This window comes from Bradyrhizobium sp. BR 10261, assembly GCF_019455395.1.
GTDB lineage: Bacteria > Pseudomonadota > Alphaproteobacteria > Rhizobiales > Xanthobacteraceae > Bradyrhizobium > Bradyrhizobium manausense.
Window position 1 is genome coordinate 74,060 of the sequence record NZ_JACOFQ010000006.1, and the last position, 12,191, is coordinate 86,250.

The window sequence follows — 12,191 nt, forward strand, 5'->3', positions numbered from 1 at the left end:
CTATCTCCAGACCCCGTTGCGCGCGCCCGAGATCGCATGTCGAAGCCAAAATCCTTTTTCAAGGCGCTGACCGAGACCGGCCCGCTGATCGCGCTGGGGACGGCGCTTGCGATCCTGGTCTCGGTCGCTGGACCGGCCTCGGCACAGTTCTTCAGCTTCCCCGGCTTCGGCGGCCCGCCGCAGCGCCAGGCGCCGCCGCCGCAGCGTGGCGGCGGCTGGTTCGGCGGCGATTTCTTCGCGCCCTTCCAGCAACAGCAGCCGCAGGCTCCGCGCCAGGATTTTTCGCGCGCACCGGCCCCCGCCAAGCGCGACACCATTGCCGACAAGAACGTGCTGGTGATCGGCGATGCCATGGCCGACTGGCTCGCCTACGGGCTGGAAGACGCCTATACCGAGCAGCCCGACATGGGCGTGATCCGCAAGCACAAGACCACGTCAGGGCTGATCAAATACCAGCCGAAGGGCGAGCCCTCGGACTGGGCCGCTGCCGCAAAGGGCATTCTGGAGACCGAGAAGCCTGACGTCATCGTCGTCATGCTCGGCCTCAACGACCGCACTTCGATCCGCGAGCCCGTCACCGACAAGCCGGCGGACAAGGACAAAGACAAGAAGAACGACAAGGGCGCGCGCGCCAAGCCGCAAGGAAAAGGTGACGCCAAACCCGGTGACGCCAAGCCCGGCGATTCCAAGCCCGACTCTGCTGCGAAACCGGACGACAAACCTGTCGATACCGACCTGCCGCAGGACGACGCCGATAACGCTGATGCGCCGGCGAGCGCGCCCGAGAAGACCGCACGCAATCCAAATGGCGTCTATGAATTCCGCGACGACCATTGGGTCGAGCTCTACAGCAAGAAGATCGAGGAGCTCGCGAACGTCCTGAAGGCCAAGGGCGTGCCGGTGCTCTGGGTCGGCCTGCCTGCGATCCGCGGACCCAAGGGCACCGCAGACATGCTGTTCCTGGATTCGCTCTATCGCGAAGGCGCGGCGAAGGCCGGCATCACCTATGTCGACGTCTGGGACGGCTTCGTCGACGAGGCCGGCCGCTTCCTGCAGAAGGGCCCTGACTTCGAAGGTCAGATCCGTCAGCTGCGCAGCGCCGACGGCGTCTATTTCACCAAGCCCGGCGCGCGCAAGCTCGCGCACTATGTCGAGCGCGAGATCACGCGTGTCCTGGCGGGCCGCTCCGGTCCCATCGCCCTGCCGAGCGAACCGGCGACGCCGGACACCAATGCCGAGCCGGGCAAGCCGCCGCCGCGGCCGCTCGCCGGCCCGATCGTGCCGCTGGTTGCGGCCACGATCTCGACCGATCAATTGCTGGGTGGCCCAGGCACGCGTCCAGCCGCTGTCGATGCGCTCGCCGCCAAAACGCTGGTGAAGGGCGAGCCGCTGGCCGCGCCCGCGGGCCGCGCGGATGATTATTCCTGGCCGCGCCGAGAGGTCGGCCGCGAGCAGGCCAAGGGCGATACGCCGGTTGCGGCGACGACGCCAGACGGAGGTGCTGCGGCTCCCGGAGCGCCCGGCACGCCTGGTGCAGCTTCTGCGGTCGCGCCTCCCAAGCCGCCGGCACCGAAGAAGCCGCCGCAGCAACCGGCACAGGCAACCCCGTCACTGCGTGATTTCTTCGGCTTCGGCTCGCCGCAGCCCGCGCCGCGTCAACTGGCGCCGCCGCCGCGCAACCCGAATCCGAATCCTGCGATCCCGCGTCCGCCCGGCAATGTCGGGCGTGCGGCGGAAGTTCGGTAGGCGCAGTCATTCTGGGGCGCGCCTCTTGGCGCGAACCCGGAATCCCTTCAACAGCATTGATGGTGGCACGATGGATTCCGGGCTCGCGCTACGCGCGCCCCGGAATGACGTGCGGCTCAGCCGTAATAGCGCCAGCGCGGCGGCGGGCGACGGGCGGGGCGCGACATCAGAAGCGCGAGCGCAAAGCCGATGCCGCCGGCAACCAGCAGCGCGCCGAGCGGATTGTCCTGCACCTTCTTCGACAGCGCCTGCGATCCATCGCGAAGTGTCTCGCCGCTGTTCTCATAGGCGTCCTTGGCATAGCTCGTGGCGGTGTCCGCAGCGTCGCGCACGGCGTCCTTGGCCTGGCCGTAGAGATTCTGCACGGTGCCGGCGGCTTCGCGCGCCTTGGCCGACGCCTGTGTCTGCGCATCGCCTGCGAGATCGCCGACGGCGCCTTCCGCGCGTCCAGCGAATTCCTTGGCCGATCCGACGATCCTGTCCTTGTCCATGATGCTCCTCCTCGGGGGTCTGCCCAAGTAACCGATCAGGAGCAGCGCAGTTCCACGGCTGTGTGGAGTTTGGACTAGAGAATAAGCCCGCCATCGACCACGAGCGTCTGTCCAATCATGTACGACGACAGCGGCGAGGCCAGGAACAGCGCGGCACCCGCCATGTCGGCCGGCGTGCCCAATCGCCGCAGCGGAATCCGTGCCAATGCGCCTTCGAGCCGCTTCGGATTGTCCGTCGTCACCTTCGTCATTTTGGTGTCGACGAGGCCGGGCGCGATGCCGTTGACGCGGATGCCGTCCTCGGCCCACGCCTCGCCCAAGGTCCGCGTCAAGCCGACCGCGCCGGTCTTCGAGGCGTTGTAGGCGGGATTGCCCATGGTGGAATGATAGGCCGCGGTCGAGGACACCATGATCAGCGCGCCCCTGGAATCCCGCAACATGGAATGAAATCGCATCGCGCACGCCATCAGGCTCGTGAGATTGACCTCGACAACCTTGCGGAAGCCCGCCATCTCGAACTCGCCACGGCGATAGATCACCGCGCCCTGCGCGAGCACGAGAATGTCGAGCCTGTCGAACGATGGCTTGAACGCTTCGATGGCGCCGGCATTGCTGACGTCGAGCTGCGCGTAGGCAAGACCGGTGAGATCGGAGCCCTCCTCCGCCTGATATTCCGTTGCACGCGCGCGTGTGCCGCATACCGCTACGCCAGCCCCCCTCGCGCGAAAGGCTTGCGCGATGCCATTGCCGATGCCGCTGGAACCACCGACCACCAGCACCTGCCTGCCTGAGAAATCGAGTTCGTTCGCCATCGCGGCCTCCCCTTTTGTCTTGCTTGTTTGACCTGTCTGCGGATCGATGCCAGCCTTGTCCATCTCATAACAAGAAACAAGAGACCGCGAGGAAACAGCATGTCCGAATTCAAAGAGCTCAGCCGCTCCGTGAAGGGTCTGACCGTTCTCGTCACCGGCGCGGCCAGCGGCATGGGCCGCGCCACAGCGCGCGTGTTCGCCGGCGAGGGCGCCAACGTCGCGGTCACCGATTATGACGAGCAAGGTGCCCACGCAGTCGCGAAAGATATTACGGCGAGCGGCGGAACGGCGAAGGCGTGGAAGCTCGACGTCGCCGACGGCGGCGAGATCAAGCGCGTGGTTGGCGATGTCGCCGCGCATTTCGGCGGGCTCGACATCGTCATCAACAATGCCGGCATCTCCGTGCGCGTCGCGATCGACGACGAGGCCTACGACGACGCCTGGGCCAAGGGCATCGCGGTGATGCTGACGGCGCATCCGCGCATCATCCGCGCCGCGTTGCCTCACTTGCGCAAATCGAAGTCGGCGCGCATCGTCAACATCGCCTCGACCGAGGCGCTTGGCGCCACCGCATTGCACAGCCCCTATTCGGCGGCGAAGGGCGGCGTCGCGAGCCTGACGCGATCGCTCGCCGTCGAGCTCGGCCGCGAGGGCATCACCGTCAATTGCATCTGCCCGGGCCCGATCCGCACCGCCATCACCGACCGCATCTCCGAGGAGCACAAAACCATCTACGCCAAGCGCCGCACCGCACTCGGCCGCTACGGCGACCCTGAAGAGGTCGCGCATATGACGTTGAGCCTGTGCCTGCCGGCGGCGTCGTTCCTGACCGGTGCCGTGATCCCCGTCGACGGCGGCCTGATGGCGCGGAACGCGTGACGGACGCTGGCTACAGGGGAGCCATGCGTGCCGCGCGTTGACAACTGCGAGTGCCAGAGTAGCTTTTCACCGACAGAGCGGGACCAACCGCTCGCAGACGCGGGAGAAACACCATGACGATCGCCATCCGGCAGCTTCAGAAGCATTTTGTCGGCGAGGTTTCGGGCCTCGACCTGCGAAAAGCTCTCACACCGGATGAGGCCCGCGAGATCGAGTCTGCCATGGACAAGTACGCGGTGCTTGTGTTCCACGACCAGGACATCACCGACGAGCAGCAGATGGCCTTCGCGCTGAATTTCGGCCCGCGCGAGGACGCCCGCGGCGGCACGGTCACCAAGGAGAAGGACTACCGCCTGCAGTCCGGCCTCAACGACGTCTCCAATCTCGGCAAGGACGGCAAGCCGCTGGCCAAGGACAGCCGCGCGCATCTGTTCAATCTCGGCAATTGCCTGTGGCACTCCGACAGCTCGTTCCGCCCGATCCCGGCAAAGTTCTCGCTGCTGTCGGCCCGCGTGGTGAACCCGAAGGGCGGCAACACCGAATTCGCCGACATGCGCGCGGCCTATGATGCGCTGGATGACGAGACCAAGGCGGAGATCGAGGACCTCGTTTGCGAGCACTCGCTGATGTATTCGCGCGGATCGCTCGGCTTCACCGAGTATACCGACGAGGAAAAAGAGATGTTCAGGCCGGTGCTGCAGCGGCTGGTAAGGACCCATCCCGTGCATCGCCGCAAATCGCTGTATCTCTCATCGCATGCCGGCAAGATCGTCGGCATGAGTGTGCCGGAAGGACGGCTGTTGCTGCGCGACCTGAATGAGCACGCCACGCAGGCAGAGTTCGTCTACGTCCACAAATGGAAGCTGCATGACCTCGTGATGTGGGACAACCGCCAGACCATGCACCGCGTCCGCCGCTACGACCAGTCGCAGCCCCGCGACATGCGCCGCGCAACGGTGGCGGGGACCGAGCCGACGGTGCAGCAGCAGGCGGCGGAGTAGGCGCAGCACAGTAACAGGTGTCATCGCCCGGCTTGACCGGGCGATCCAGTACCCCGAGACAGTTAATGCAGCCGACAAGCTGCGGTGTACTGGATGCCCCGGTCAAGCCGGGGCATGACGGCAGAGGGTGGGGCGAGCAGCGAGCTCGACGGCTGCGAGAGTAGGGCCGGTTACGCGTGCCCGGCCTCGTTCGACAGCATGCCGGGATCGATGCCGATCTTGCGCAGGGCGCGGCTGTATTTTTCGTCGACGTCGTCGCCGAAGATCAGGTCCGCATCCGCATCGCAATGCAACCAGCCGTTGCTCTGGATCTCGGTCTCGAGCTGGCCAGGCCCCCAGCCCGCATAGCCGAGCGCGAGGATGGCGTGCTTGGGGCCGGAACCATTGGCGATCGCGCGCAGGATGTCGACCGTCGCGGTGAGGCAGACGCCGTCGTCGATCCGCAGCGTCGCGTTCTCGATATAGAAATCGCTGGAATGCAGCACGAAGCCGCGGCCGGTGTCGACCGGGCCGCCACGCAGCACCTTCATGCTTTCAGCATTTTCGGGCAGCTTGATGTGCTCGCCCTTCTTGACGATGCCGAGCTGCTCGAGCAGCTCCGGAAAGTCGATGCTGCCCGCGGGATGATTGACGATGATGCCCATCGCGCCCTCGGCGGAATGGGCGCAGAGATAGATCACCGAGCGCTCGAAGCGGGAGTCGCCCATCACTGGCATCGCGATCAGGAGCCGGCCGTCGAGGTAAACGGCGGAATTGGGGATCCTGGAGCCTGTGCTGCGGGTGCTTTCGCCCGTCCTCTTGCCTGTGGGAGCCATCAGTGAAGCACTCCGGTTTGAATTCCTATCCTGATGTCGGGCCGCCCTGCTGTCAAATCAAGGCTTACAGAGATATGATTCGGGTGCATCCATCACAAGCAATTCAATGGTTTGACCAGGGGCGACCCTGTAAAGACGTGCCATGCTGACCAGAGTTCCCCTGCAAGCGGCAATTGGCGTCGCAGCAACCTTGCTTGCGTCGTCACTGGCGATGGCTGGCCATGCCGACGATGCGTCGCCGTGGCAGCGAGACGGACATTCCGCGGTGCGCCTGCTCGCGGGATCGCGCAGCGGCACGGTGTTGCTCGGCGGTATCGCCATCCAGCTCGAGCCCGGCTGGAAGACCTACTGGCGCATGCCGGGCGATTCCGGCGTTCCACCGCGGTTCGACTTCTCCAAGTCGGACAATGTCGAAGCCGTGACCGTGATGTGGCCGGCGCCGCAAAAGTTTGACGACGGCGCGGGCGGCCATTCGATCGGCTATCACGATCAGATCGTGCTGCCCTTGCGCATCGTCGCCAAGGCGGCCGACAAGCCGGTGACGCTGCGCGCCGAGATCAACTACGCGGTCTGCGAAAAGCTCTGCATTCCCGTCGAAGCCAATGTCGAGCTCGGCTTCAACAACGTGGCATCGACTGAAGACGGCAATTTGCGCGCAGCGCTCGACGCCGTGCCGAAGCCCGCCAATATCGGCGACCCGAATCCGCTGACCATCCGCGACGTCAAGCGCGACGGGCCCAAGAACGTGGTGGTCGATGTCGTCGCCCCCGAGGGCAGCAAGGTCAATCTGTTCGTGGAAGGGCCGACGCCAGAGTGGTCGCTGCCGATTCCCGATGTGGTCGAGCCCGGACCGCCTGGTGTGAAACGATTTTCCTTCGAGCTCGACGGATTGCCGCCGGGGACCAAGCCCGAAGGCGCGGCGCTGAAATTCACGCTGGTTGGCCCCGACAAATCGTACGAGTTCAATACGAACTTGCAGTGACGGCGAGCAGGCGCGGCAGTCGGCACGTCGGTGAGTGAGTTGCGTGCCCACCCAACCGAATCTTAACGAATGGTTGCTAAATCCGGATCCTGCCGCAGCATGCGGACGTCTGGGGATCTCGACTTGGCCGTGATGGATGCAGAACCCGCAACGACCAGACCGGCCGGCCTGATCACACGGCTGCGCGGAAAACTGACGGGCGGCTCGAGCGAAGCATCGCTGACGCGGCGGCTGGCCGGCGCCATCTTCATCATCCGCGTCATCAGCGCGGGCCTCGCCTTTTTTTCGCAGGTGCTGCTGGCGCGCTGGATGGGGACATCCGACTACGGCATCTACGTCTATGTCTGGACCTGGGTGCTGCTGCTCGGCAGCATGATGGATTTCGGCATCTCCGCCTCCGCGCAAAAGATCATTCCGGAATATCGCGCCAGCGGCGATCATGCATTGCTGCGCGGCTTTCTGTCCGGCAGCCGCTGGCTGACCTTCGCCATCTCCACGCTGGTGTCGCTCGCGCTTGCCGGCATCGTCAAGCTTCTCTCGCCCTGGATCGATCCGGCCGAGAAGCTGCCGCTCTATATCGGCTGCATGACGTTGCCCGCCTTCGTCGTCGCCAATACCCAGGACGGCATCGCGCGCTCGCATGACTGGATGCAACTCGGCCTGATGCCGCAATTCATCATCCGCCAGGCGCTGATCATCGGCATCACCGCCGGCGCCTTCCTGCTCGGCTATCATCTCGGCGCGGTCACGGCGATGGTGGCGAGCCTGGGTGCCGTGTGGATCGCGATGGCCGGACAGATGGTGGTGCTGAACCGCAGGCTCGCCGATCACATCGCGCCGGGCGCCAAGGCCTACGACATCAGCGGCTGGCTCGCGATCTCGCTGCCGATCCTTTTGGTCGAAGGTTTTTATTTGCTGCTCTCCTACACCGACGTGCTGGTGCTGCAGCAGTTCCGTCCCTCCGACGAGGTCGGCGTCTACTTTGCTGTGGTGAAGACGCTGGCACTGGTGTCGTTCATTCACTACGCGATGTCGGCAACGACGGCGCATCGCTTCGCCGAATACAACGCCAGCGGCGACAGAGCGCGCCTGTCAGCCTATGTCGCGCACGCCATCGTCTGGACATTCTGGCCGTCGCTGGCGGCAACCATCGCGCTGCTCGCGCTCGGCCAGCCGCTGCTCTGGCTGTTCGGACCGCAATTCGTTGTCGGCTACGACATCATGTTCGTCGCCGCTGTTGGCCTCGTGGTGCGCGCCGCGATCGGACCGGTGGAGCGGCTGCTCAACATGCTGGGCCAGCAGAAGATCTGCGCGCTCGCCTATGCGCTGGCGTTCGTCATGAACGTCGTGCTCTGCATCGCGCTGGTGCCGCGCTTCGGCGGCCATGGCGCCGCCGCCGCGACCTCGATCTCGCTGACCTTCGAGACCGTGCTGCTGTTCTGGATCGTGCGGCAGCGGCTCGGGCTGCACGTGCTGGCATTTGGTAAATAGGTCCGACGGAACCAGCCCCGGGCGCACCCGCGGGGAAACGACGACCTCTCAATACGTCCGGGAACAGAGAGAAACTTCCGCCTATGCCCAGCACGAAGCATAATTTTTCTTATTCGTCTGAGATAGTTGCGTCCATGGGAAAGTTTATTCTACGTCATATTGCCCGACCGACGAGATAGACCTAGATTCCGCCAGCCATGATTGATCCGCCCTACCTCACCCCGGGATTTAGTCTCGGCACGAGCGGCGTCGGCAGCGGCTCGCTGAGGACGACACGCGGCCCGCTGGGATGAAAGCCAAAGATGCCTCCGATTGACACCGCTTTGATCGTTCTTGCAGGGATCGCCCTGTTTGCGGCCTTCGTGAACGGTGCGCTTGGTTATGGATTTTCGTCCCTAACCGTGCCGGTCGCGCTCGTTTTCTATGCCAACCGCGTGCTCAATCCGGCTTTGGTCCTGATCGAAGTCTTCGTGAACGTGTACGTTCTCTTTATCAATCGAGCCGGCGTTCCAGCTGTCTGGAAGCGCGTGTTTCCCATCCTCGTCGGCATGCTGCCTGGCATCGCGGTCGGAGCCTATGCTCTGTCCATGGTTCAGCCCGTCTGGATCAAACTCGCCACCTACTCGCTTATCCTGCCTCTTATTCTACTGCAGGCAGCCGGCTGGCGGAGGCCCATTCAATTGCGCTGGCTGGTTGGCCTGCCCTTTGGAGCCACATTGGGAGTCCTGTACTCGTTAACGACCATTTCAGGCCCCCCTTTGGCGATGTTGTTCAACAACCAGGGTCTGGTCAAAGATGAGTTTCGAGCCGGCCTGGCGCTGGTTCGGGTAACCGAGTCCTGCCTGACTGCGCTCGCTTACTACTATCTCGGCCTCTTCATCGCAGAAAGCACCGCCATTTTGCCGGTGCTAGCCGTCTGTGCCACCGTTGGTATTCCGCTTGGCGCCTTTTTCATCCACCGATTGGATCCCGAGACATTTCGCCGGATATGCATGAGCTTTGATGCCTGGGTCGTGGGATTCGGTCTCTCGCGCGTGCTGATCGAGCTCAACCTGGCGGCAAGCCCATGGGCATACAGCGTGATGGCGGGTACGATCCTGATAGACGTCTATTTGTTGTACGTCTTTTTCAGCTCCCCCAAGGCGGCCTCGCGCGGCGCAAGAATTCCTGCGGGTTTGGCAGCCCGTTCTTCAACCGCGCTGAGGCACTGAAGCCCTGTCGCTGGATACGACTGGCCCGCGAGGACCAGTTTGCATCGATGTCCAATTCCGGTCCGCAGGGTGGGCAAGGCGAAAGCGTGCCCACCACCTTTTCCGATCGGAGACAGAGGGTGGGCACCGCGCAAGGGCGCCTCTGCCCACCCTACGGGCATCTCGGCCGTTATTCCGCCGTCCAGCCGCCGTCGATCGACAGATTCGTGCCGGTAATCTGCGCGGCATCGTCGCTGCACAGGAACAGCGCGAGCGCTGCGACCTGCTCCGACGTCACGAACTCCTTGGTCGGCTGCGCGTCGAGCAGCACGTCGTTGATGACCTGCTCGCGCGTGAGGTTGCGCGCCTTCATCGTATCCGGGATCTGCTTTTCCACCAGCGGCGTCCAGACATAGCCGGGGCTGATGCAATTGCAGGTGATCTTGTGGGTTGCGACCTCCAGCGCCACGGTCTTGGTCAGGCCGGCGATGCCGTGCTTGGCCGAGACGTAAGCCGACTTGAAGGGCGAGGCGACCAGCGAGTGCGCCGAGGCGGTATTGATGATGCGGCCCCAGCCCTTCTTCTTCATGCCGGGAACGGCGGCGCGGATGGCATGGAAGGCCGAGGACAGGTTGATCGCGATGATCTGGTCCCATTTCTCCGGCGGGAATTCCTCGATCGGCGAGACGAACTGGATGCCCGCATTGTTGACGAGAATGTCGACCGAGCCGAACGACTTTTCGCCGAGCGCGATCATCCCGGCGATCTCGGCCGGCTTGCTCATGTCGGCCGGCGAATAAACCGCCTTCACGCCGAAATCGGATTCGATCTTGGCGCGCTCCTTCTCGATGTCCTCGGGCGAGCCGAAACCGTTGATGACGACATTGGCGCCGGCAGCCGCGAACGCGCGCGCATAAGCAAGGCCAATGCCGCTGGTCGAACCTGTTACGACGGCGTTCTTGCCTGAGAGAGTACCCATATTATTCGCTCCTTTTTGCCGGGGGCGCGGTGACGTCCCCCGTGAGATCGTAAGTCACCATGGTCTCGCCGGACTGCGGCTTCTCCAGCCAGTCCTTGTGGCGCATCGACAGATGCACGTCGCGCACGCCGCTTTCCCAATGCTCGACCATGGCGACATGCGAGAAGTCGTAGTCCTTGGACGAGGATTCGTAGTTCTTGCTGCGATAGATCAGGTGCACCACCGTGACAGTGCTCTCACGAGAGACCTTCGCGAGGAACTCGACGGACGGGTCGTTCTTGAGATAATCGGGCAATTTGGCAATCAGCTCGCGCGCCGCCCTGCGGGCGTTGTGCAACTGCTTGTTCTTGTCGGTGTTCATTCGCGTGCGGCTGGAGAAGCGGATGTCCTTCTCGCGCTCGGTCGCCTCGAGCAGCGAATTCGGCAGATCGCCGCGGGCGCTGAACAGATCGACCTGGAAGATCAGCATGTCGCGGTCAACCTCGGCATCGAGCACGAAGTCGAGCGGCGTGTTGGAGGCGATGCCGCCGTCCCAATAATGCTCGCCGTCGATCACGACCGACGGAAATCCCGGCGGCAGCGCGCCCGAGGCCATGATGTGCTCGGGGCCGATGAGCTTGCCGAGCTTCTTGAACTCGTAATTGTCGAAATATTTGAAGTTGCCGGAGGTGACGCCGACGGCGCCCACCGACAGCCGCGTCTTCAGATCGTTGATGCGATCGAAGTCGACGAGACGCTCCAGCGTCTTCTTCAGCGGCGCGGTGTCGTAATAGCTCTCGGCCTGGGGACTGCCCGGTGGCCAGAGCGGCGCGGGCGGGACGCGCGGCGTGAAGAAGCCGGGCACGCCGAAGGTCGCGATCAGCGCGGCACTGGTGGAATTAAACAGCTCGCGGCTGTGGTCGCTCTTGCCGATCGGCTTCCACGGCACCGGCGCGGAGACCATCTCCCAGAATTCCTTGAGCCGCTTGACGCGGGTGTGGCCCTCATTGCCGGCGATGATGGCGGCATTGACCGCGCCAATCGAGATGCCGGCGACCCATTCGGGCTCGAAGTCGAAATGGCACAGCGCCTGATAGGCGCCGGCTTGATAGGAGCCGAGCGCGCCGCCGCCCTGGAGGACCAGGACGCGCTGCGCCTTCGCGGGGACTGTTGCGACTTCCGGGCTATGATCGGTCATAGGGGGATATTAGCAAATAATCGCAAAACGCGAGCCACCGTGGCGACAGTCTGTCGCGACGTCAATGCACCCGGGATCAAGTCTGGCTTATCGGGGATCGGTCGACGCCAGGATCATGGTCCAGAACACCTTGTACTTGGTGCCCGGAGCATAGCTCGCCGCGATGCCTAATTTTGTGACACCGCTCTTGAGCATGTTGGCGCGATGCGGAGGCGAGTCGCGCCAGCCGGAAAACGCTTCCGCCAACGTATGATAGCCGGCCGAGATGTTCTCGACCGCAACGGTGGCCGGATAGCCGCCGGCGTTGAGCCGCTTACCCAGGGGCGCGCGGACGTCGTGGTCCATCTTGTTGGCGGCGGCCATGGCGGCCGACTGGGATTCGGCGAGCCGCATCAGTTCGGGGTCGATTTCGACGCTGCCGAGGCCGTTGTTCTGGCGATATTGCGAGATCATGATCGCCGCGGCCGGTGCATCGAGCTTGGCGCCCGGGACCGACATGTCGGTATACATCGACGGCTGCTGGATCGGCGCCTCATTGCCGGCGCAGCCGGCGAGAAGCAAAATGAGAAGGATCGCGGCCGCAGCGCGCATGTTCAGGGGCCCCCCAAATGAGGGGGCGTTGTTGCAT

The 12,191-nt window shown here is 64.0% G+C and carries 12 protein-coding genes; 6 read left to right on the top strand and 6 right to left on the bottom strand.

Translation table 11 applies throughout. From position 1 onward, the window contains the following. Nucleotides 1-36: 36 nt before the first annotated feature. A complete protein-coding gene (locus tag HYH07_RS08570) occupies nt 37-1,746 on the top strand; it encodes an SGNH family hydrolase (protein WP_220002094.1) in 1,710 nt (569 codons plus the stop codon). A 116-nt stretch (nt 1,747-1,862) separates the two neighbouring features. Here HYH07_RS08570 and HYH07_RS08575 read toward each other — a convergent pair whose 3' ends face one another. Both HYH07_RS08575 and HYH07_RS08580 read right to left on the bottom strand, forming a co-directional pair. Then, a complete protein-coding gene (locus tag HYH07_RS08575) occupies nt 1,863-2,237 on the bottom strand; it encodes a CsbD family protein (protein ID WP_220002095.1) in 375 nt (124 codons plus the stop codon). 74 nt (nt 2,238-2,311) lie between these two features. Next, nucleotides 2,312-3,049, bottom strand: a complete 738-nt coding sequence (locus HYH07_RS08580; RefSeq protein ID WP_220002096.1) for an SDR family NAD(P)-dependent oxidoreductase — start codon at nt 3,047-3,049, stop codon at nt 2,312-2,314. 99 nt (nt 3,050-3,148) lie between these two features. Between HYH07_RS08580 and HYH07_RS08585 the strand changes: the two genes are divergently transcribed. Together HYH07_RS08585 and HYH07_RS08590 are read left to right on the top strand one after the other, a co-directional pair. Further along, nucleotides 3,149-3,928 carry an SDR family NAD(P)-dependent oxidoreductase gene (locus HYH07_RS08585; protein WP_220002097.1) on the top strand — a complete coding sequence of 260 codons (780 nt, stop codon included), beginning with the start codon at nt 3,149-3,151 and terminating at the stop codon, nt 3,926-3,928. A 113-nt stretch (nt 3,929-4,041) separates the two neighbouring features. Beyond that, nucleotides 4,042-4,929 (top strand): TauD/TfdA family dioxygenase, encoded by an 888-nt coding sequence (locus HYH07_RS08590; protein ID WP_220002098.1) that lies wholly within the window; start codon nt 4,042-4,044, stop codon nt 4,927-4,929. Nucleotides 4,930-5,099: 170 nt separating this feature from the next. Here HYH07_RS08590 and HYH07_RS08595 read toward each other — a convergent pair whose 3' ends face one another. Beyond that, nucleotides 5,100-5,744, bottom strand: coding sequence for a YqgE/AlgH family protein (locus HYH07_RS08595; RefSeq protein WP_220002099.1), 645 nt, complete (start codon nt 5,742-5,744; stop codon nt 5,100-5,102). Nucleotides 5,745-5,886: 142 nt separating this feature from the next. On the opposite strand from HYH07_RS08595, the gene HYH07_RS08600 reads away from it, so the two are divergent. The 3 genes from HYH07_RS08600 (at nt 5,887) to HYH07_RS08610 (ending at nt 9,428) form a co-directional block, all read left to right on the top strand. Continuing rightward, nucleotides 5,887-6,726 carry a protein-disulfide reductase DsbD domain-containing protein gene (locus HYH07_RS08600; RefSeq protein WP_220002100.1) on the top strand — a complete coding sequence of 280 codons (840 nt, stop codon included), beginning with the start codon at nt 5,887-5,889 and terminating at the stop codon, nt 6,724-6,726. A gap of 123 nt (nt 6,727-6,849) precedes the next feature. Further along, nucleotides 6,850-8,217 (top strand): oligosaccharide flippase family protein, encoded by a 1,368-nt coding sequence (locus HYH07_RS08605; protein ID WP_220002262.1) that lies wholly within the window; start codon nt 6,850-6,852, stop codon nt 8,215-8,217. A gap of 302 nt (nt 8,218-8,519) precedes the next feature. Then, nucleotides 8,520-9,428, top strand: coding sequence for a sulfite exporter TauE/SafE family protein (locus HYH07_RS08610; protein ID WP_220002101.1), 909 nt, complete (start codon nt 8,520-8,522; stop codon nt 9,426-9,428). 169 nt (nt 9,429-9,597) lie between these two features. Here HYH07_RS08610 and HYH07_RS08615 read toward each other — a convergent pair whose 3' ends face one another. The 3 genes from HYH07_RS08615 to HYH07_RS08625 all read right to left on the bottom strand — a co-directional run bounded on the left by HYH07_RS08615 (nt 9,598) and on the right by HYH07_RS08625 (nt 12,154). Further along, a complete protein-coding gene (locus HYH07_RS08615; RefSeq protein WP_057759367.1) occupies nt 9,598-10,386 on the bottom strand; it encodes a 3-hydroxybutyrate dehydrogenase in 789 nt (262 codons plus the stop codon). Between the two features lies 1 nt (nt 10,387). Continuing rightward, the gene (locus tag HYH07_RS08620; protein WP_220002102.1) at nt 10,388-11,563 is read right to left on the bottom strand and encodes a patatin-like phospholipase family protein; all 1,176 of its coding nucleotides are present in this window, start codon (nt 11,561-11,563) and stop codon (nt 10,388-10,390) included. An 87-nt stretch (nt 11,564-11,650) separates the two neighbouring features. Next, nucleotides 11,651-12,154 carry a CAP domain-containing protein gene (locus tag HYH07_RS08625; protein WP_057759371.1) on the bottom strand — a complete coding sequence of 168 codons (504 nt, stop codon included), beginning with the start codon at nt 12,152-12,154 and terminating at the stop codon, nt 11,651-11,653. Nucleotides 12,155-12,191: the final 37 nt, after the last annotated feature.